Source organism: Streptomyces sp. A0958 (assembly GCF_004795035.1).
Taxonomy (GTDB): Bacteria; Actinomycetota; Actinomycetes; order Streptomycetales; family Streptomycetaceae; genus Streptomyces.
Window position 1 is genome coordinate 22084 of the sequence record NZ_SSBK01000018.1, and the last position, 21691, is coordinate 43774.

The 21691-nt window shown below is 71.3% G+C and carries 15 protein-coding genes; 8 read left to right on the forward strand and 7 right to left on the reverse strand.

What is annotated here, in order from left to right:
• Positions 1-3 precede the first annotated feature (3 nt).
• Positions 4-399, reverse strand: a complete 396-nt coding sequence (locus E6P78_RS18895) for an NYN domain-containing protein (RefSeq protein ID WP_136204785.1) — start codon at positions 397-399, stop codon at positions 4-6.
• Positions 400-701: 302 nt separating this feature from the next.
• On the opposite strand from E6P78_RS18895, the gene E6P78_RS18900 reads away from it, so the two are divergent.
• Positions 702-1712, forward strand: a complete 1011-nt coding sequence (locus tag E6P78_RS18900) for a hypothetical protein (RefSeq protein ID WP_240799271.1) — start codon at positions 702-704, stop codon at positions 1710-1712.
• 90 nt (positions 1713-1802) lie between these two features.
• Here the strand turns inward: E6P78_RS18900 and E6P78_RS18905 are convergent, their stop codons facing one another.
• Entirely contained in the window at positions 1803-2906 is a 1104-nt protein-coding gene (locus E6P78_RS18905) for an LCP family protein (protein ID WP_136204787.1), read from the reverse strand.
• A gap of 256 nt (positions 2907-3162) precedes the next feature.
• Between E6P78_RS18905 and E6P78_RS18910 the strand changes: the two genes are divergently transcribed.
• From E6P78_RS18910 to E6P78_RS18935, 6 genes are all read left to right on the forward strand, one after another.
• On the forward strand, positions 3163-4272 hold the full coding sequence (locus tag E6P78_RS18910) for a hypothetical protein (protein WP_240799272.1): 1110 nt from the start codon (positions 3163-3165) through the stop codon (positions 4270-4272).
• Between the two features lie 388 nt (positions 4273-4660).
• Positions 4661-6463, forward strand: a complete 1803-nt coding sequence (locus E6P78_RS18915) for a stealth family protein (protein WP_136204870.1) — start codon at positions 4661-4663, stop codon at positions 6461-6463.
• Positions 6460-7401, forward strand: coding sequence for a hypothetical protein (locus tag E6P78_RS18920; RefSeq protein ID WP_136204788.1), 942 nt, complete (start codon positions 6460-6462; stop codon positions 7399-7401). Before E6P78_RS18915 ends, E6P78_RS18920 begins: the two co-directional genes overlap by 4 nt.
• Before the next feature lie 9 nt (positions 7402-7410).
• Positions 7411-10284 carry a stealth conserved region 3 domain-containing protein gene (locus E6P78_RS18925; RefSeq protein WP_136204789.1) on the forward strand — a complete coding sequence of 958 codons (2874 nt, stop codon included), beginning with the start codon at positions 7411-7413 and terminating at the stop codon, positions 10282-10284.
• 58 nt (positions 10285-10342) lie between these two features.
• Entirely contained in the window at positions 10343-12346 is a 2004-nt protein-coding gene (locus tag E6P78_RS18930) for a PIG-L family deacetylase (protein ID WP_136204790.1), read from the forward strand.
• Between the two features lie 43 nt (positions 12347-12389).
• Positions 12390-13778 carry a GDSL-type esterase/lipase family protein gene (locus tag E6P78_RS18935; protein WP_136204791.1) on the forward strand — a complete coding sequence of 463 codons (1389 nt, stop codon included), beginning with the start codon at positions 12390-12392 and terminating at the stop codon, positions 13776-13778.
• 88 nt (positions 13779-13866) lie between these two features.
• On the opposite strand, the gene E6P78_RS18940 is transcribed toward E6P78_RS18935, so the two are convergent.
• The 5 genes from E6P78_RS18940 to E6P78_RS18960 form a co-directional block, all read right to left on the reverse strand.
• Complete coding sequence (locus E6P78_RS18940; protein WP_136204792.1) at positions 13867-15996, reverse strand: 3-hydroxyacyl-CoA dehydrogenase NAD-binding domain-containing protein; 2130 nt, start codon at positions 15994-15996, stop codon at positions 13867-13869.
• Positions 15993-17219: an acetyl-CoA C-acyltransferase gene (locus E6P78_RS18945; RefSeq protein WP_136204793.1), complete on the reverse strand. Its 1227-nt coding sequence runs from the start codon at positions 17217-17219 to the stop codon at positions 15993-15995. The genes E6P78_RS18940 and E6P78_RS18945 overlap by 4 nt, the downstream gene beginning before the upstream one ends.
• 289 nt (positions 17220-17508) lie before the next feature.
• Positions 17509-18783, reverse strand: coding sequence for a ribonuclease D (locus E6P78_RS18950; protein ID WP_136204794.1), 1275 nt, complete (start codon positions 18781-18783; stop codon positions 17509-17511).
• A 115-nt stretch (positions 18784-18898) separates the two neighbouring features.
• Positions 18899-19561, reverse strand: coding sequence for a response regulator transcription factor (locus E6P78_RS18955; RefSeq protein WP_018100712.1), 663 nt, complete (start codon positions 19559-19561; stop codon positions 18899-18901).
• Between the two features lie 303 nt (positions 19562-19864).
• Positions 19865-20524, reverse strand: coding sequence for a DUF3000 domain-containing protein (locus tag E6P78_RS18960; RefSeq protein ID WP_136204795.1), 660 nt, complete (start codon positions 20522-20524; stop codon positions 19865-19867).
• A 92-nt stretch (positions 20525-20616) separates the two neighbouring features.
• Between E6P78_RS18960 and hemE the strand changes: the two genes are divergently transcribed.
• Positions 20617-21690 (forward strand): uroporphyrinogen decarboxylase, encoded by a 1074-nt coding sequence (hemE, locus tag E6P78_RS18965; RefSeq protein ID WP_136204796.1) that lies wholly within the window; start codon positions 20617-20619, stop codon positions 21688-21690.
• Position 21691: the final 1 nt, after the last annotated feature.

Consider the following 21691-nt stretch of genomic DNA (forward strand, 5'->3'; position numbering starts at 1 on the left):
CCGTCAGCGCCCGGGCCGCACCGTACGCGGGCCCGCGCACCGCGCCCCGTACGCCTCGACCCGGCGCCGCAGCTCGCGGTCGGCGGTGACGACGAGGCAGGGCCGCGGCGGGGCACCCGCCGCGGCCTCGGCCGCCAGCTCGGTGATCCGGTCGTCACCGCTGCCCGGCGCGGCCTCCACCCGTACCCCCGGCACCGGAGCGACGTCCCGGGCGCGCCCCTCGACCACCAGGACCAGATCGACGGGACCGGGCAGGCCGGGCAGGCCTTCGGCGGCGTACGGAACCAGCGCGTCCCGCAGCCGCTCGGCCGCGCCGCGCCGGTCCCGCCACCAGCCGTCCGGGACGGAGCCGACCACGTTGGCGGCGTCGACGATGACCAGGGTGCGCGGGGCGGACATGCCGCAAGGGTGTCACGGGCGACGCCTTCGGCGTACGCTGCGGGGCCCCGAGTGCGGGCCGGTAGCGGCGATTCCGCGGGTTCGAACGGTGATTCTATGATGGGTGCTCCCCGACTTCCGGGTGCCGGTCGTGACACAAAGCCGCAGATCGGGAGCGGACCATCACGGAAGGATGACCTCACGACATGCGAGTCAGGTCGAGACGTTCCCAGGGGAGCACCTCGGGAAAGGGCGAGGGCGCCCTGCGAGACGTCGAAAGCGCCGAGGGGCCTGCCGGAACCCCGGTCGGCGGACGCTGGCTCGTGCGTGGCAAGGACGGCAGGCTCACCGCATACGCCCGCAACGAGGACGGGGTCCTGCGCTGGACCGAGGAGCGCCCGGGAGGGCCCCGCTGGGAGGGCCCCGAGTTCTTCCCGGTCCCGCATCTGACCCATCTCGGCATCGCCCAGGGCGCGGACGGCTACGTGCACTTCGTCGGGCGCCGGACGGTGCCCGTGGACGAGGGCCCGCCGCAGGTCGACCTCGTCCACGCCATCCAGTACCAGACGGGCCGCCCGGTCACCGCGTGGCGCTCCCTGGGCAACCCCTACAAGGACGCCGAGCGGGCCGCCCGCATCGGCCCTCCGGCGGCCGGTGTCGCCCCGTCCGGCGCGGTCAACGTCTTCGTCCGCAACGCCAACGGCGGGATGATGCTGCGCCGTGAGGGCAAGAACGGCAAATGGGAGGGGTGGAAGGACCTGCGGGGCACCCTGGGCAAGGAGACGATGGCCGTCGCGGTCGCCGAGTCCGGGCGGATCGAGCTTCTCGTCCCCGGCATCAGCAAGGCCATGAGGTGGACGCAGGCCGAACCGGGCGGCGCCTTCGAGAAGGTACCGAACCTGAACGTCAAGATCGCCGGCGGTGCGGTGAGCGTGCTGGAGACCGCTCCCGACCGCAACACCTTCTACTGGACCGACGCCGCGGCCGGCACCCTCACCGCCAACCGCCTGGGCACCCCGGCGGTCACGATCGCCGACACCCCGGCCGAGGGCCCGGTCGCCGCGCTCCGCGCCGAGCTGGACGGCTACGACTGCACGGTGCTCGCCCACCGCGACCGCGACGGCCGGGTGATGCTCGCGGCCTGCGGAACGGAGAACGAGAGCGGCGGCCTCTGGTGGGCGGCGACCGGCGAACGGACCGCCACGGCCCCGGCGTTGGCGCTCGACGGGAAGGGCCGCGTGGTCCTCGGGGTGATCGGGGTGCACGGCGGGCTCTACGTGGCCCGGCAGAACAGCGAACCGGGCCTCGCGCTGGGCCCGGCCCAGCGGGTGTGAGCCCCCGAACGGCGGCCGTGGGACCGGAAAGGTCCCACGGCCGTTTCGTACGACGCCGGGCGCGCGGTGCGCCGGTGCGGTGACGGGCCGTCAGCCGCCGGTGGCCGGGGACTTCTTGGCCGACTCGGGGATGGCGGTGTCCTCGCGGATCGCCTTCCACAACGTCTTGGCCTGCGGCTGAGCGGCGACGACCCGGTTGGGGTCGACCTTGTCGTAGGCGACGGGGAGCATGATCGTCTCCATCGTGTCCGGGTCGACGCCGTTCATCGAACGGGCGAACTGCGTGAGGGACTTGAGGGAGGCCAGGTCCTCGTCGGTGGTGAGGGACTTGGTGGCCGAGTTGGCGATCTTGTAGGCGTTCGTCGGACTGCCCAGCAGATCCTGCTTCTTGACCTCGCTGAGCAGGGCCATGAGGAACTGCTGCTGGAGCCCGATGCGTCCGAGGTCGCTGCCGTCGCCGATGCCGTGGCGGGTGCGGACGTAGGAGAGCGACTCGGTGCCGTTGAGCTTGTGCGACCCGGCGGTCAGGTCGAGCCCGGAGGACTTGTCGTGGATGTCCTCCGGGACGTCGACGGTCACGCCGCCGATGGCGTCCACGAGGTCCTTGAACCCGGCGAAGTTGATCTCCAGGTAGTGGTCGATGCGCACACCGGACATCTTCTCGACGGTCTTGACCACACAGGCCGGACCGACCTGCGCGTAGACGGAGTTGAACATCACGCGGTTCGCGGTGTCCACCGTCGAGCCGTCGGCCTTGGTGCACTCGGGCCGGGTCACCAGGGTGTCGCGGGGTATCGACACGGCGACGGCCTTGCTGCGGCCCTCGGGGATGTGCACGACCAGCGCGGTGTCGGACCGGGCCCCGCTGACACCGGCGCCGCCGCCCAGCTTCTTGTTCTCCGCGCCGGCCCGTGAGTCGGAGCCGAGGATCAGCAGGTTCTGCCCGCTGGTGGGAAGCTTCTCGGGGCGGTCATCACCCAGCGCCTTGTTGATGTCGACGCCCTTGATGTTCCCGTCGAGGCGGCTGTAGAGCCACCATGCGGTGCCGCCTGCGGCGAGCAGCAGGACGAGCAGCACAATCAGGGTGATCTTGAGACCGCGACGCCGCTTGCGACCTTCTCTGCGCTTCCGTCCGCCGCCATGAGACGCCGGAGGGCTTTCGTGCGTGCTCGCGGGTATGGCGTCGTGGCTCATCGTGGTCGAGTCCTCAAATCTCGTGGCCCGGGGCGGGCTGTGGAGTGCGTGGGACTCGGGTGGGGGGCGGGGCCGGTCCGTGCGTGTATGACTGAGCGTGCACTATAGAACAGAGGATCGTTCGAATGGGTGTCTTGGTTCCCTGGGGCCGACGGCCGCGCGACCCGATCAGGCGGATCGGCGCTGAGCATATGATGCTATCGATCCTGTGTGGGCGGGATGAGGGATCGGTGAAGGGGAGAGGGTGTCAAGGGCCATGCGGAGAAGGAAACCGGACTCCTCGGGCAGCACCCTCCTCTCGGCTCCGTCCACCGGCCGCCACCAGGTCAGCGGTACGCCGCGCGGCCGCTGGATGACGCTGGGTAAGGACGGCAGGCTCACGCTGTACGCCCGCACGGACGGCGGCCTGTTGCGCTGGACGCAGCGGAGCCGGGGCGGTGACCGGTGGGACGGGCCGGACTTCGTGCCGGTCGCGGGCCTCACGGACCTCACCGTCGTTCAGGGCGCCGACGCCTACGTGCATTTCCTCGGGCGGCGGGAACGCCGCGGTGACGAGGGGCCGAGCGTCGACTTCGTACACGCCGTCCAGTACCAGACCGGCCGGCCCGTCACCGAGTGGCGCTCCCTCGGCAACTTCTACCGCGACCGGGAGAGGGGCCGGAAGGTGGGGGCGCCGGCCGGAGCCGTCGACGCGCAGGGGACGGTCTTCGTCTTCGCGCGCAACGCGGGCCGCGGACTGCAGATGCGCCGCGAGGGTAAGGGCGGCAAATGGGGGGCCTGGCAGGACCTCAAGGGCGTCGGGCTCTCCGCCCAAATCGTGCCGTCGGTGACCTCCGGCGGGCTCGTGGAGGTCTTCGCGACCGGTGACCGCGGCGTGCAGCAGTGGCGGCAGGACGTTCCGGACGGCCCGCTGCTGATAGCTCCTCCCCTGCAGTTCTACGCTCTGGAGGGGTCTGCGACGGCGCTGGAGACCGCGCCCGGCCGCCTCACGTACTACTGGACCGATGCGGCTACGGCGGGAATCGTCTTCTTCCGGGCAGGTGCCTGGCCCGTGCTGCTGGGCGGGTACCCCGGAGAGGGCGCCGTCGTCGCGCTGCGTGCCGACCTGGGCGGCTACGACTGCACGGTTCTCGCGCAGCGCGGGACGAGCGGCACTCTGCTGATCGGGGTCTGCGGCACCGAAGGGGAGCAGGGCGGGGTCTGGTGGTCCGACACCACCGAGGAGTGCGTCGGTGATCCCGCGCTCGCCGTCGACGGGTGCGGCCGAGTCGTCGTAGCGGTGCGCGGGCGGGACGGGGCGGTGTCCCTCGCCCGGCAGGAGCCGGGTCCGGGGCTGACGCTCTCGCCGCAGTGGCACCGGCTCTGATCCGCCGGCCCCTTCCGGAGCATCGGCACGACACCGGGGTGTCGCTCCTCCGCCATGTGGCGTTCTCGTGAAGTTGTAAAAGGTTGTATGAGTTCCCAGTGGGATTCATCACGGGTACACGTCGCATCTGTCCACCTTTTTGGCTGGACGTTGACCGGTTCTTTATGTGAAGGTTCTGTGACTTGCTCGCAGGTGAGCAAATGTGACCGTCTCGCGGGGCGGTTCTTCGTGGGGGATGACAGGTTTCGGTCTCATGCCGTCCTTTGTCCGGGCGCAACGAGGCATCCGGTCGAGGCTGACGCTGGACCGCAGTGGCGTGGGTGGTGGATGCCTCGTGGTCGGTTCCGGCAATCCGGAGGCGGGATCGCTGGTTTCGGCGTACCGGTCCGTGGTGCCGGCAGGCGCACGGAGGGGCATCGTCCGCAAAGTGCCGGCTCCGCTCCGCTCGGCGGTGAAGTCCTCGTTCAGCTCCGTCGACGCCATCCGGTCCGCGACGGTCGTCTGGGCGATGGGCGGCCGCCGCAACGCACCCCGGCACAGCGCGGACTCCGCCCGCCGCGTGGTGCGCGTCAAGGGCCGACACATGCACGCCCTGGTTGTCGAGGGCGCCACGGCCTGGGCAGCCCGGGCCCGCAATCTGCACATCCTCGTCGCCGCGCTGGAGGCCGGGGGAGTTGACTACTTCTGCGTTCGCGGCGCCACGAAGGATCTTCCGACCGTCGCGGTGCCCGCAGGACAGCGCGAGTCGGCGGAGGAGATGCTCCAGATCGCCTTCGAGCAGACCCCCGGCTACGTCGGCGCGGCCACCGCATCGGAGTCCGGCATGCGGCCCGGCGACGTCGGTAAGTCCTGGCGCCAGCTGCGCAAGCACGACGCTCTGCGGGTCGCCTGGTACGTCACCGACCCCACCCAGGAGCTCGTCTACGGCGCCGACCAGGGCTGTGACCTGGAATTCTGGAAGGAACGGGACGGACAGCTGGAGGCGCCCCGCCCCAACCGGGTGGTGACCGAGGTGCCGGTCGACGTACCACGCCACACCGTCCCGCAGGCTCTGTTCGCCTTGATTCCCGGCGCCTACACCACCGGCAGCGCGCGTACCGTGGCCGAATTCACCCAGCCCCTGGCGGAGGACCACCTCTTTCCCATCGATGTCGTCTACACCTGGGTCGACGACTCCGACCCTCAGTGGAGCGCCGAACGCGACGCCGTCCGCTCGGGGCGGCTGGGCGACCCGCCCCGGACCTTGCATGCCCAGGCGGCCAACGACTCGCGCTTCACCAGCCGCGACGAACTGCGCTACTCCCTGCGCTCCCTGCACCAGTACGCGCCCTGGGTCCGCACCGTCTATCTGGTCACCGCCGGACAGGTGCCCAGCTGGCTGGACACCGACGCCTCGGGCATCAAGGTCGTCGACCATCGCGAGATCTTCTCCGACCCCACTGCCCTGCCCACGTTCAACTCGCACGCCATCGAAAGCCAGCTGCACCACATCGACGGCCTGTCCGAGCACTTCCTCTACCTCAACGACGACGTTTTCTTCGGCCGCCCCCTCGGCGCCGACCGCTTCTTCCACACCAACGGCCTGACCAAGTTCTTCCAGTCCAAGGCGCTCATACCGAGCGGCCCCGTGGGCACGGACGACCTGCCGGTGAACGCGGCAGGCAAGAACAGCCGGGCCTTGATCGAGCGGTCCTTCGGCACCCGTATCGCGCAGAAGATGAAGCACACCCCGCATCCCCTGCGCCGTAGCATCCTCTCCGACATCGAGCTGGTCTACAGCGCGGAGCACCACCGCACCCAGCACTCCCGCTTCCGGTCTCCCGAGGACGTCCCGATCGCCTCGTCACTGCACCACTACTACGGCTTCCACACCGGCCGTACGACCACCGGGAACCTGCGCTACCAGTACATCGACCTCGCCGCCGACCAGGCCCGGCGCCGCTTGGACAACCTTCTCGCCCACCGGCACTTCGACACGTTCTGCCTGAACGACACCGTCGAGCACCCCGATCCGGAGGCACAGGAGCGCATGGTCCGGTCGTTCCTCGACAGGTACTTCCCCGTCCCCAGCCGCTACGAGCTGCCCGACGGGGCCACCGGTCCCACCCGGCTCAGCGACCGCCGCGTCTCACCTCCGAAGCTGGACGCGGTTCCCACCCAACACGGACTCGCCGACGGAGTTGCCAGATGAAACGTCGACGCCCCCTGCGCGCACTGCGCCGCCGCGCGCGCCGCCGGACCGCCCGCGTCCGGTCGGTCCTGCTGCGCCGGTATTTCCTGCCCCGTCGCCAGGGCCGTGCCGCTGTGCTCCACTACGCCGCCGTGCTCGACGGGCAGACCGTCAACCTGCACGCCCGGATGCCGCACTGGGCGCGGCCGGACGAGGACGCCCGGATCGAGCTGAAGCGCCGAGGACGCCGGCTCACCACGGACGCCAAGGTCTACACCGACCACGACGGTGGCGTCGCGATGGACGCCGCGATCCTGCTCGGACAGGACGTGACCGGCCTGCCGCTGACGCCCGGCCGCTGGAAGATCCGGCTGCGCCTGTCACGCGGGGCGCGCCGCCGTGCGCTGCCCCTGCTCCTCGTGGACCTTCCCGTTCCGTACGGCGGCCCGACCCGCCCCATGGAGGCGTCCGCCGCGACCGGCGACCGCTACCGGCTGGGCCGCAGTGTCACCGGGAGCGCCCAGGTCACGTTCAGCCGGCCCCAGCCGTCGGCGGAGGTCGTGCGGGTCCACGTGACCCACAGCCAGGTCGACGTCACCTTCCGTGTGGTGGGCGGCGAGCCCCAGGCCCCGTCGGTCGAGTTCGTCGCCTCGGGGCGTCGCCTGGAGGCCGGCGTCGAGCGGTTCGACGGAGGGCTGTGGCAGGTGTCCGTGCCGCTGCACCTCATGGCGCCGCGCCGCGACCGCGCCGAGCAGTGGGACCTGGCGCTCAGCTCGGACAACCTGCGGACCATGCGCCTGGGCCGGCGTCTCCACGACGTCCGCAACCCCGGACGGGTCTTCGCCTACCGGCAGACCGCGGTCACGCCTGTGGGCCTGCACCCCATGCTCGTACTGCCCCGCTACACACCCGCGGGTAACTTCCGCATCCAGTGCAGCCCGATGACGGAAGCCGTGTAACCGCACCCAATGAAGATCACTTTTCTCCTGCTCACCGCGGATGCCGTAGGGGGCACCGAACGAGCAGTGTTCAACCAGGCCGCCGAACTCGTGGCCAACCACGACGTCCGAGTGATGAGCATCCTCAAGACGCAGCCGCAACTGTTCTTCCCGATCGACCAGCGCATCCGTGTCGACTACCTGATCGACCGGACCGGTGCCACCCCCCTCCCCGTCCGCCCCACCGGTCTGGCCCCCGAGGCGTGGGCACAGGTCGCGGACCGGCCGAGCGCCCTGGTCGACCCCGCCTGGGAAGCGGCGTTCAACAGGCTGACCGACCTGGAACTGGAGTACGCGCTCCAGCACACCGACACGGATCTGCTGATCACCACCACACCGGCGCTCATGGCCCTCGCGGTGCAGCTGGCACCCCCGCACGTGATGACGCTCCACCAGGAGCACCGTGTCTCGGAACTCCGGGGCGCCAGCGCCGAACCGCTGCTGCGCTACGCCTCCCGCCTGGACGCGCTCGCCGTGCTCAGCAACCGCACGCGTGACTGGTTCGCCGAGACCCTCGGCCACAGCGCGCCGCGCATGGATGTCGTCCCCAACGCCCTGCCGCGCGGATTCAGGCCACGCTCCACCCTGGAGACCCGGAGCGTCGTCATCGCGGGCCGTCTGGTCGGCGAGAAGCAGATCGACCACGCGATCACCATCTGGGACACCGTGGCGCGCAAGCACCCCACCTGGACGCTGCGCATCTTCGGTGACGGCCCGCTCGCCGGAACCCTGCGGCGACAGATCGACATGCTCGGCCTGCAGGACAGCGTCCAGCTCAACGGCAATTCCCCTCACCTGGCGGAGGAGTGGGCGAAGGCCAGCATCGCGCTCATGACCTCCCGCAACGAGGCGTTCCCGCTGGTGCTGACCGAGGCCCAGGCCGCCGGTGTGCCCGTGGTCTCCTACGACTGCCCCAACGGCCCGCGCGAAGTCGTCCTGGACGGGCAGACCGGCATCCTCGTGCCGGCCGGAGACACCGATGCCGCCGCCCGGGCGCTCATCCGACTCATCGAGGACGCGCCGCTGCGCCACGGCATGGGGCACGCGGCCGCGGAATCGGTCGCCCGGCTCGCTCCGCCCGTGGTGACCGCCATGTGGGAGAACGTCTTCGCCGAGATGCACGCCGAGCGGGCGTCCGGGGCACGCGAGTCGCGCAAGGCGGAGCGGCAGGCGGTGCACGCCCTGATGAGCGGCCAGGAGGGCATCCTCCGTCCGGCCGCCCCGGCCCCCGCGACCACCATCGACACCAAGGCGCAGCGGGCCCTGGAGGAGCGGATGCTGCGTGCCGATCGCGCTCTCGTCCGCGACGGCGGACAGCTGTGCCGCCGCATGGGCGGCGAATCCCCGTGGGACGTGGTCCAGCACAATCTCGCCCTGGTCGCCACGGCCCTGGAGAACGCGCGCATCCCGTACTTCGTCACCCGGGACACCAACGTCCGGCACGCCGTCGCCGTCCACACCTCGAACCGGGAGGTCGTGCTCAAAGCGCTCACCGCGGCGCACGCGGACAGTGCGGTGTACGTGGCGCTGCTCAACGAACGCCAGAGCCCGACCGCCACGGTCCTCGCCGCTTTCGCCGAGCAGTACACCCAGACCCCCTGCTCGGCCGTGCGCGTCTACCAGAACGCCGTCACGCCCGCCCGGACCCTCCGTCTCGCCGGGGTCTACGGCTGCACCATCAACTTCTGGGAGGAGGACCCGGAGGACCCGAGCATGATGGTCTCGCCGGTCCGCACCGTGGTGGGCGACAAGGTGTCCACCCAGACCATGAACGTGACGGGGATCGTGCTGGGCGGGCGCACCTACCCCACCATCGAGCCGTACGCAGGCCCCGTCCACGGCGACGTCAACTTCCCCATCGACGCGGTGTACACCTGGGTCGACGGAGGCGACATCGCTTGGCTGGAGCGGAAGAACGCGGTGATGCACGCCCTCGGCATGCAGACCGAGGACTCCGCGAGCAGCGCCGCCCGCTTTCGCGACCGCGACGAACTGCGCTACTCGCTGCGCTCCATCGACATGTACGCCCCATGGATCCGCACCATCTATCTGGTCACCGACCAGCAGGTCCCGGAGTGGCTCGACCTGAACCATCCGCGGGTCCGTGTGGTCGACCACCGGGAGATCTTCGCCGACCCGTCGGTGCTGCCGACGTACAACTCGCACGCCATCGAAAGCCAGCTGCACCGCATCGACGGGCTGTCCGAGCACTTCCTGTACTTCAACGACGACGTGTTCATCGGCCGTGTGCTGCAGCCGAGCGTGTTCTTCCACAGCAACGGCGTCGCCAAGCACTTCATGTCCCCGACGACCGTGCCCATGGGCCCGACCACGACCGCCGACGAGTTCAACGTGAGCGCGGCCAAGAACAACCGCGAACTGATAGCCGGCTCCTTCGGCCAGGTACTCGCCCACTCGTTCCTGCACGCGCCGCACCCGCTGCGCCGCAGCGTCCTCGCGGACATCGAGCACTACTACGAGCACGCTGTCGCCGGTACCGCCGCCAGCCGCTTCCGCAGCCACTCCGACCTCGCCATAGCCTCGTCGCTGCACCACTACTTCGGCTTCCACACGCAGCGGTCGGCACCGGGCAGTATCAACTGCGGCTTCGTCAACGTGGGGCTGAGCGAGCACCGGCAGCGGCTCTCCCGCCTTCAGCTAAATCGTCCGCACGACGTGTTCTGCCTGAACGACTACCACGACGGCGATGTCACCGAGGACGAGCAGGACGCCGTCCTGGCGGCGTTCCTGCCCTCGTACTTCCCGGTGGCCAGCCAGTTCGAGGCGGGCTCCCCGCGCAACCAGCGCTTCCACGCCGGGGGCCTGCCGGGGTGGCCACTGTGAGCGCGTCCCGCCCGGGCTCCCGTTCCTCAGCCGCGCCCGATCGGAGCGTCCACCGACCATGACCCAGCCGGCCGAGGCGAACTCCACTTCGCTGTTCCAGGTGTTCGCGCACACCGACGACGACCTCTACTTCGCCAACCCCGACCTGTACCGGGTGCTGGCCGCCGGTCACCGTGTCACGAGCGTCTACCTCACGGCCGGTGAGGCCGACGGTCGCAATGCGGACACCCGTGACCCCCTGCGGGATCAGGCCCCGGTCGACTATGCGGGGTACATGGAGGCGCGCCAGAACGGGCTGCGCGCCGCCTACGCCACCATGGTCCTCGGCAACAGAGAGGCCGCCTGGGGCCGGGAACCGGTCGAACTCGTGCCGGGCGTGGCCGCCGAGCGGTGCTACCTGGCGGACGCGCCGCACGTGCAGCTCTTCTTCCTGGGCCTGCGGATGGCGGATGCCGCACACGGTTTCCCGGCGGAGCAGCCGGCGGCCCGACTGACCGACCTCTGGGACGGACGGGCCGCCCGGCAGCCCACCCTCCTGGCCGCCGAGTCGGAGCTGCACCAGGCGCAGGCCCTCGCCCGTGAGGACGTCGTCGGCGCCCTCACGCAACTGCTCTCCTACGCGCAGCCCACGCTGCTGTGGACCATGGACCCGGACCCGCTGCACGAGTCGTACGACGAGAAGCGCGGCATCATTTCCAGCGACCACCCGGACCACACCGCCACCGCCCAGTTCGCCCGCGAGGCGCTCCGCCGGCACCTGCGCGCCGGAGGCCGTCCGCCGCTGACCGAGCACTTCACGGGCTACGGGAACAAGAACTGGCCGAACAACCTGAGCGAGCGCACCCACGCGCTGAAGAAGTCCCTGGTCGATGTGTACGCGGGGGCCGACGGCCACGCCTGTGCGCACCGCTACTGCGGCGACCTGCAACTCGGCGACGGATCCGACATCCGCCGGTACGGGTGGAGCACCCGCAGCCGCTATCCGCAGGGCACGCAGTGGCTGCACCGGCAGACGGACGGCCGGCTCGCCGCCTACGCGGTCCTGGGCGACCGGGCCGCCGTGTGGACGGAGACGGGAGCCGGCGCCGGACGCTTCGAGGGGCCGCTCCTGCTGCCCGGGGGCGACCTCATGCCGTGCCTCGCCGTAGCCCCCGACCGCACCGGTGGCGTCCACCTGGTCGGGCTGCGGCGCGTCCCGGGCACCGAGGGCCGGGTCGACGTCGAAGTGGTGCGCATGTGGCGCCAGGGACGCACCGGCTCCGTGCTGCCCTGGGAGTCCCTCGGCAACCCCGACGAGTCCACCGGTGACTGGCGGCGCTGCCGCGAGGCCGGGGTGCCCGCGGCGGTGGTGGACCCGGCCGGTCACCTTCACGTCTTCGTACGGAACTTCTCGGTGGGCGTCAGCATGCGACGCGAGACGCCGGAAGGGCTTGCCGGGTGGGAGGTGTTCGGCGGGCGCTGGGTGCAGGACTCCCTGACCACCGTGGCGCGCTCCACCGGCCGTATCGACATGTACGCCGCGAATCGCACCGGAGGGGTCCGGTGGCGGCAGGAGGCCGTGTACGGGCCGTTCAAACTGGAGGACCAGCTGGTGACCGGCGTGCCGGAGAGCTGGCGCCCGGCCTCCGGCCTGACCCCCGTCCAGATCGGCCGCAACCGGATGGCGCTGTTCTACCGGGAGGAGGACACCGGCGCGGTGATGCGCCACCGGCAGCGCCCCAACGGAACGTGGGAGCAGCGGGTGGAGCGGCTCAGCGACGACGGAGGCACCGGGGCGGTCGCCGCCGCCCGGCTGCTCACCCCGGAGCACCACCTCGTGGTCCTCGCCCGCAGGGACGAACGGAGCAGGCCCGCGGTGACCGTGCTGTCGGCGGACGACCAGTCCACGGAGCGGCCCGAGTGGGAGCGCCACGAGATCCAGATGGTCGGCGCACCGGCGATCGCCGCCGACGTGCACGGCCGGGCGGTCGTCGCGGTGCTCGGCACGGACGGCCGGCTGCACTGGGCGCGGCAGGAAGAAACGCGGCCGGGCGCAGGCTTCGGCCCCTGGCAGGCAGGCTGACCCCCGCCCCGGGGCCACGTGACAACGGAGACGAGAAGAAGACATGAGAAAGATCTGCGTCATCGGCAACTCGGTGGCCGCCTCACGCACCGAGGGGGAGTCGCCGCTCGCGGGCTGGGGCCAGTATCTGAAAGAGTTCCTGGGACCCGACTGCGACGTACGCAACTACGCGCGCGACGGCATGACGCTGCGGGCCTACTACACGGAGCGGTTGGCGGCGCTGCTCACGCTCGTCGACCACGGGGACCTCGTACTCATTGCCTTCGGCAATGTCGAGCAGCGCATCAACCAGCCCAACCTCTACCACAGCCCGCGCGAGTTCAAGGAGTATCTGCGGCTGTACATCGAGGCGATCCGGGCCGAGGGCGCCGTGCCCGTCCTCCTGACGCCGACGGCCCGGTGCGTCTTCGACATCTCCGGCACTCCGGTTGAGGCACACGACGGATACCCCCGGCTGGCTCTGGAGGCCGCCGCGGAACTCGGCTGCCCGGTCATCGACATGATGGCTTCCACCACCCAGCTCCTTGCCGAGCTGGGCCCCACGAGGGCCCGAGGGCTCTTCCGGTGGCTCGATCCGGGGGAGCACCCGGCGCACCCGCAGGGCATCGTGGACGCCACTCACTTCAACCATGCCGGGGCCCGCGAAGCGGCGCGGTTGGTGGCGAGCGGCCTGGCCGGCGTCCCCGGGCTGCCGCCCGGGCTGGTGGACGTCCAGCGGCTGGTGCCTGGGCAGCTCCCGCCGGTGCAGACCGAGTTCACCGTGCAGCAGCCGCAGCTCGCGCTGACCGCGCAGCCCGAGGTCGCCGCCGCTCCGGCCTTCACCTCGCCGGCCCCCGGCGCCCTGGTCGGTGTCGGCCGCAAGCTCACGGGGACGGCGCCCAAGGGGGCCGAGTACCTGCTTTTCTTCGAGGAGGGGGACTACCTCGGCGGGACCCGCACCGCCGAGGACGGGACATGGCAGTGGCGGCGCGCCGTGCAGTGGCCGGCAGGCCGGCACAAGGTGACCGCGGTCGCCCTCGCCGGCAACGCGGTCTCCACGGCGGCGGAGACGGAGTTCGAGGTTATCGACCGGTTGGCGGCGCCCGAGACCATCGGGCCGCGCAAGGGAGCGTGGAGCGGTCCCCGCCCCCGGTTCTCGGGCACGGCAGGACGTGGCGTCGAGAAGGTCGTGGTGCTGGAGCAGGGCCGGCTGGTAGCCGAGGCCCCGGTGGGGGAGGACGGCAGTTGGCGGGTCACGCACGCCCACGACTGGCGACCGGGCACCTACGCCGTCGAGTTCGTGGCGGTGTTCAGCGCGATTCACTCGCCCCCGGCGCGTTTGGAGCTGAAGGTGCACGGCGTTCCCGAGGACAGCTGGCTGCATACGTCGATGTCCTCGCGTCTGCCCTGCGGCCCGGACTGCGAGCACTACCCGGCCCTGCCCTCCTGGTGACGCGGGGCGCACGCCGAAGGGGCGGGGGCCCCGCGCGACCGTCCTGAGCCGGTCCCGCGGCACCCCCGCCCCACTACGGCGCTGCGCGTTACGCCGGAACGCTCGCCACGCCCCGCTCCAGGAACTTCTTCCCGTTCACCCGCTCGGAGACGCCCTCGCGGTCCAGGTACGGCGTGATGCCGCCCAGGTGGAAGGGCCAGCCCGCACCGGTGATCAGGCAGAGGTCGATGTCCTGGGCCTCGGCGACGACGCCCTCGTCCAGCATCAGGCCGATCTCCTGCGCCACCGCGTCCAGGACGCGGTCGCGGACCTGCTCCTCGGTCAGGACCGAGTCGCCCTGCTTGAGGAGGGCGGCGACCTCCGGGTCCAGCTCCGGCTTGCCGGAGTCGTAGACGTAGAAGCCGCGCTTGCCGGCCTTGACCACGGCGGCCAGGTTCTCGGAGACGGTGAAGCGCTCCGGGAAGGCGCGGTTCAGGGTCTCGGAGACGTGCAGGCCGATCGCCGGGCCGACCAGCTCCAGGAGCACCAGCGGGGACATCGGCAGGCCGAGCGGCTCGATGGCCTTCTCCGCGACCTCGACCGGGGTGCCCTCGTCGATGACGTTCTGGATCTCGCCCATGAAGCGGGTGAGGATGCGGTTGACGACGAACGCCGGGGCGTCCTTCACCAGCACCGCGGTCTTCTTCAGCTTGCGGGCGACACCGAAGGCCGTGGCCAGCGAGGCGTCGTCGGTCTGCTCGCCGCGCACGATCTCCAGGAGCGGGAGGATCGCGACCGGGTTGAAGAAGTGGAAGCCGACGACCCGCTCCGGGTTCTTCAGCTTCGAGGCCATCTCGGTCACCGAGAGGGAGGAGGTGTTGGTGGCGAGGATCGCGTGCGCCGGGGCGACCGCCTCGACCTCCGCGAACACCTGCTGCTTGACGCCGATCTCCTCGAAGACGGCCTCGATGATGAAGTCGGCGTCGGAGAAGCCCTCCGCCTTGTCCAGCACACCGGAGACCAGGGCCTTGAGGCGGTTGGCCTTGTCCTGGTTGATGCGGCCCTTGCCGAGCAGCTTCTCGATCTCGGCGTGGACGTAGCCGACACCCTTGTCGACGCGCTCCTGGTCGATGTCGGTCAGGACGACCGGCACCTCCAGGCGGCGCAGGAACAGCAGGGCGAGCTGGCTGGCCATCAGGCCGGCGCCCACCACACCGACCTTGGTGACCGGGCGGGCCAGGTTCTTGTCCGGGGCACCGGCCGGGCGCTTGGCGCGCTTCTGGACCAGATTGAACGAATAGATACCGGAGCGCAGCTCGCCGCCCATGATCAGGTCCGCCAGGGCCTGGTCCTCGCGGTCGAAGCCGGCGCCCAGGTCGCCGTCCTTGGCCGCGGCGATGATCTCCAGCGCGCGGTACGCGGCCGGGGCGGCGCCGTGCACCTTGGAGTCCGCGATGGCCTTGCCGCGGGCGACGGCCTGGTCCCAGGCCTCGCCGCGGTCGACCTCGGGGCGCTCCACCGTGACCGTGCCGTTGAGCACGTCCGCGGTCCACACCAGCGACCGCTCCAGGAAGTCCGCGCCCTCGAAGATCGCGTCGGCGATGCCGAGCTCGAAGACCTGCTTGCCCTTGAGCTGGCGGTTCTGGTTCAGCGAGTTCTCGATGATCACCGAGACCGCGCGGTCGGCGCCGATCAGGTTCGGGAGCAGCACGCAGCCGCCCCAGCCGGGGACCAGGCCGAGGAAGACCTCGGGCAGCGAGAACGCGGGCAGCGCCTTGGAGACGGTGCGGTACGAGCAGTGCAGCCCGACCTCGACACCGCCGCCCATCGCCGCGCCGTTGTAGTACGCGAACGTGGGGACGGCGAGCGAGGAGAGCCGGCGGAAGACGTCGTGGCCGCCCTTGCCGATGGCCAGCGCGTCCTTGTGCTCCTTGAGCAGCTCGACGCCCTTGAGGTCGGCGCCGACCGCGAAGATGAACGGCTTGCCGGTGATGCCGACGCCGGTGATCGCGCCCTCGGCGGCCTCCTTCTCGACCTGGTCGATCGCGGCGTTCAGGTTGGCCAGCGACTGCGGCCCGAAGGTGGTCGGCTTGGTGTGGTCCAGGCCGTTGTCCAGCGTGATGAGGGCGAAGCGCCCGGCACCGGCCGGCAGGTCCAGGTGGCGTACGTGCGCCTGGGTGACGACCTCGCCGGGGAACAGCTCGGCCGCACCCTTCAGAAGCTCGGTGGTGGTGCTCACTTGTCGCCTCCGGCGTTCTCGAAGTGCGGGTTCTCCCAGACGACCGTCGCGCCCATGCCGAAGCCGACGCACATGGTCGTCAGGCCGTAGCGGACCTCGGGCTGCTCCTCGAACTGGCGGGCCAGCTGTGTCATCAGCCGGACGCCGGAGGAGGCCAGCGGGTGGCCGTAGGCGATCGCGCCGCCGTACTGGTTGACCCGGACGTCGTCGTCGGCGATGCCGTAGTGCTCCAGGAAGGCCAGCACCTGGACGGCGAACGCCTCGTTGATCTCGAAGAGACCGATGTCCGAGATGGACAGGCCCGCCTTGGCGAGGGCCTTCTCCGTGGCCGGGATCGGGCCGTAGCCCATGACCTCCGGCTCGACGCCCGCGAAGGCGTAGGAGACCAGGCGCATCTTGACCGGGAGGCCCAGCTCGCGGGCGACGTCCTCGGCGGCGAGCAGGGAGGCGGTGGCGCCGTCGTTGAGACCCGCGGCGTTACCGGCCGTCACGCGGCCGTGGGCGCGGAACGGGGTCTTCAGGTTCGCCAGGGACTCCATCGTGGTGCCCGGGCGCATCGGCTCGTCGGCGGTGACCAGGCCCCAGCCCGTCTCGCCGGCTTCCGCGTTGGTGCGGCGCACGGAGACCGGCACCAGGTCCTGCTGGATCTTGCCGTTGGCGTACGCCTTGGCGGCCTTCTCCTGCGAGCGCACCGCGTACTCGTCGGCGCGCTGCTTGGTGATCGTGGGGTACCGGTCGTGCAGGTTCTCCGCGGTCATGCCCATGAACAGGGCGGACTCGTCGACCAGCTTCTCCGACACGAAGCGCGGGTTCGGGTCCACGCCCTCGCCCATCGGGTGGCGGCCCATGTGCTCGACGCCACCGGCGACGACGACGTCGTACGCGCCGAAGGCGATGGAGCCGGCCGTCGAGGTGACGGCGGTCAGGGCGCCCGCGCACATGCGGTCGATGGAGTAGCCGGGGACGGACTGCGGCAGCCCGGCCAGGATTCCGGCGGTACGGCCGAGCGTGAGGCCCTGGTCGCCGATCTGCGTGGTCGCGGCGATGGCGACCTCGTCGATCTTCTTGGGGTCCAGGTCCGGGTTGCGGCGCAGCAGCTCCCGGATGGCCTTCACGACGAGATCGTCGGCGCGGGTCTCGTGGTAGATGCCCTTCGGGCCCGCCTTGCCGAACGGGGTGCGGACGCCGTCGACGAAGACGACGTCCCGGATGGTACGAGGCACGATGGCTCTCCTCCAGGGTGCGGGATGGCACTGCTGCGGGGCGCGCCCGGAGGCACGCCGCTCCGCTCATGCTACTTGCGGGTAACCAGACTGCCCACCCCCTGTGCCGGGAGCGGTGAAGGTCACACAGGGGAAAGTGCCCGCTCCGGGCCGCGCCGCACACGGCGAATGGCCCGGACGGACTCGAAATCGAGTCCGTCCGGGCCATGGCGGAGTGCGTGCCGCGTGGCGAGGGGTCGCGCAGAACTGGCGTGAATACGCCCCTGTCCTATGCCGTTCCCATGCCTTCTCAGGCCGACTGCGTGAGCGCGCGGACCAGGAGCGGGGCCACCTGCTCGATCTGCCAGTGCCGCGCGCCGTATCCGGCCAGCGCCGATTCCACCGTCTCCGGCGTCGGATTCTTCGGCGGCTCCCAGCACACCCGGCGCACGGTGTCCGGCGTGATCAGGTTCTCCTGCGGCAGGTGCAGGCGCTCCGCCAGCTCGGAGACCGCGGTACGGGCGGCCGAGAGCCGGGCCGCGGCGGCCGGGTCCTTGTCGGCCCAGGCGCGCGGCGGCGGCGGGCCCGCGAGGGCCTGGCCGGGCTGCGGCAGCTCCGTGTCGGGCAGCGCCTTGGCCCGGTCGACGGCGGCCTGCCACTGCTCCAGCTGGCGCCGCCCCATGCGCGGGCCGAAGCCGGGCAGGGCCGTCAGCGCCTGGGTGTTCGGCGGCAGCGCGAGCGCGGCCTCGATGATCGCGGCGTCCCCGAGCACCTTGCCGGGCGAGATGTCCCGCCGCCGGGCGACCTGGTCACGGGTGGTCCACAGCTCCCGTACCACCGCCATCTGCCGGCGGCGGCGGACCTTGTGCATCCCGGAGGTGCGGCGCCAGGGGTCCTGGCGCGGGGGAGCGGGCGGCGCCGAGGCGATGGCGGCGAACTCCTCCTGCGCCCACTCCAGCTTGCCCTGCCGGTCGAGCTCGTCCTCCAGGGCGTTGCGCAGGTCGATCAGGAGCTCGACGTCGAGCGCGGCGTACCGCAGCCAGGGCTCGGGCAGCGGGCGGGTGGACCAGTCGACGGCGGAGTGGCCCTTCTCCAGGGAGTAGCCGAGGACGTTCTCGACCATCGCGCCGAGGCCGACCCGCGGGAACCCGGCCAGCCGTCCGGCCAGCTCGGTGTCGAAGAGCCCGGTCGGCGTCATCCCTATCTCGCGCAGACAGGGCAGGTCCTGCGTCGCCGCGTGCAGAATCCACTCGGTGCCGCGCAGGGCCTCGCCGAGCCCGGACAGGTCGGGGCAGCCGACGGGGTCGACCAGCGCGCTGCCCGCGCCGTCACGGCGCAGCTGTACGAGGTAGGCGCGCTGCCCGTAGCGGTAGCCGGACGCCCGCTCGGCGTCCACGGCCACCGGCCCGGAGCCCGCGGCGAAGGCCGCGATCACCCCGGCCAGGGCGTCGTCGGAGGCCACCACCGGCGGAATGCCCTCGCGCGGTTCGAGCAAGGGGATCGGCGCCGGGGCGACGTCGTCCGGGGGAGCGCCCCCGGTGGTTCGCAGTGAACTGTCTGCTGCGGTCTCTTGGGCGTCGGTCACGTGTCAAGGGTATCTGTGTGTGCGCGGCGCCCGTCGACGGAACGTTCCGTCGACGGGCGCCGATGTGCGTAATCCGGCCGGTTCCGCATTTCTGCACACCGGCCGGGGTGCGGAATCAGTGGATGATGCCCGTCCGCAGGGCCACGGCGACCATTCCTGCGCGGTCTCCGGTGCCGAGCTTGCGGGCGATGCGGGCGAGGTGGCTCTTGACGGTCAGGGCGGACAGCCCCATCGAGACGCCGATGGCCTTGTTGGACTGGCCTTCGGCGACGAGCCGCAGAACCTCCACCTCGCGGCCGGACAGTTCGCGGTAGCCGCCCGGGTGGCTCGGGGTGCCGGGGGGCCGGCGGTGCATACGGGCGGCGGTGGCGCCGATGGGGGCGACGCCGGGACGGGCCGGGTGGCCGATATTGGTACGGGTGCCGGTGACGACGTAGCCCTTGACGCCGCCCGCGAGGGCGTTGCGCACGGCGCCGATGTCGTCGGCGGCGGACAGGGCGAGACCGTTGGGCCAGCCGGCGGCTCGGGTTTCGGACAGCAGGGTCAGCCCGGAACCGTCGGGCAGGTGGACGTCGGCAACGCAGATGTCGCGCGGGTTGCCGACGCGGGGACGGGCCTCCGCGATGGACGACGCCTCGATGACGTCACGTACTCCGAGGGCCCACAGATGGCGGGTGACGGTGGAACGGACGCGCGGGTCGGCCACGACGACCATGGCCGTCGGCTTGTTCGGGCGGTAGGCGACCAGGCTTGCGGGCTGCTCGAGGAGAACGGACACCAGGCCTCCTGGGAAGTGGACGGGACGGGCCGGCTCGGGGATGAAGCCGGGGCGAACCGTGCTTGAAGGGTCATTGACTCCTTCGGCAGCAGACCCCTGCTCCTTTAGGGGAAGATCACGATTGCTGCGTAACAATTCGGGCAAATAGGACGCGCGATCGATTGTACGAAAAGCGCGGCGATGGCTGGAAGTGATCGGGTGACGCAGCGTCACGAGAAACGGAGGCGGTCCGCACGCCTTACTGAGACCTGTGGCCCGCGCCGCTGACGTCCTACGGGACCTGCGGCCCACGCCGCTGACGTCCTACGGGACCTGTGGCCCGCGCCGCTGGGGCAGTGTCACCACCGCCGCGTCGAGCGGGCCCGAGGGCGGCAGCCCCGCGATCTGGCACAGCAGGTCCCCCCACGCCACCAGATGCGCCGCCGTGTCCGGCACACCGCCGCGTCCCTCGCGCGGCGTCCAGGACGCCCGGATCTCGATCTGGGTCGCGGGGCGCCGCGTCTCCAGCGCACCGAAGTAGTGGGAACCCGCCATGGTGACCGTGCCGCCGGCCTCCCCGTAGGACAGTCCGCGCGCCTCCAGCGCGCCGGTCAGCCAGGACCAGCACACCTCCGGCAGCAGCGGGTCGGCGGCCATCTCCGGCTCCAGCTCCGCGCGCACCAGCGTCACCAGCCGGAAGGTGCCCTGCCAGGCCTCGTGCCCGTCAGGGTCGTGGAGCAGGACGAGCCGGCCGTCGGCGAGATCGTCCTCGCCGTCGACGACCGCCGCCTCCAGTGCGTACGCGTGCGGAGCGAGCCGCTTCGGCGGCCGGGTCGGTTCCACCTCCAGCTCGGAACGCAGCCGCGCCGAGCGCAGCGCGTCCACCGCCGAACGGAACGCGGGCGGGACGGAACCACCCTCCGCGCCGTCCTTGCCGTCAGCGCCATCGGATTGACCGGAGATGTGTCCCTGAGCCGCAGCCATGCGGGGAAGAGTAGGCGGAACCGGAGCTTCGCGCGCGGAAGGACACCCGTGCGGGGCCGGGCTCGTTGCGCGCACGTGCGAAGATTCTGTGCGTGAGTGCCAACGATCGCCCCTCGGGGCAGCAGACGAAGACCTCCGCCACCCATGACTCGGCGTTCCTGAAGGCGTGCCGCCGCGAGCCCGTGCCACACACGCCGGTCTGGTTCATGCGTCAGGCGGGGCGCTCGCTGCCCGAGTACCTGAAGGTGCGCGAAGGCATCGCGATGCTCGACTCCTGCATGATGCCGGAGCTGGTCGCCGAGATCACCATGCAGCCCGTACGCCGCCACAAGGTCGACGCCGCGATCTACTTCAGCGACATCGTCGTCCCCCTCAAGGCCATCGGCATCGACCTCGACATCAAGCCCGGCGTCGGCCCCGTCGTCGCCGAGCCGGTCCGCACCCGCGCCGACCTGGCCCGGCTGCGCGACCTCACCCCCGAGGACGTCCCGTACGTCACCGAGGCCATCGGCCTGCTCACCGCCGAGCTGGGGGCCACCCCGCTGATCGGCTTCGCGGGTGCGCCGTTCACCCTCGCGAGCTACCTCGTGGAGGGCGGCCCGTCCCGCAACCACGAGCACACCAAGGCCATGATGTACGGCGACCCGGAGCTCTGGGCCGACCTGCTCGACCGCCTCGCCGAGATCACCGGCGCCTTCCTCAAGGTCCAGATCGAGGCCGGCGCCTCGGCGGTGCAGCTCTTCGACTCCTGGGTGGGCGCGCTCGCCCCCGCCGACTACCGGCGCTCCGTGCTGCCCGCCTCCGCGAAGGTCTTCGACACCGTCGCCCCCTACGAGGTCCCCCGCATCCACTTCGGCGTCGGCACCGGCGAACTGCTCGGCCTCATGGGCGAGGCGGGCGCGGACGTCGTCGGCGTCGACTGGCGGGTTCCCATGGACGAGGCCGCGCGCCGCGTCGGCCCCGGCAAGGCGCTCCAGGGCAACCTCGACCCCGCCGTGCTGTTCGCCCCGACCGCCGCGGTGGAGGCCAAGACCCAGGAGGTGCTGGACGCGGCCGCGGGTCTTGAGGGCCACATCTTCAACCTGGGCCACGGCGTGATGCCGTCGATGGACCCGGACGCGCTGACCCGCCTCGTCGAGTACGTCCACACCAGCACCGCCCGCTGAC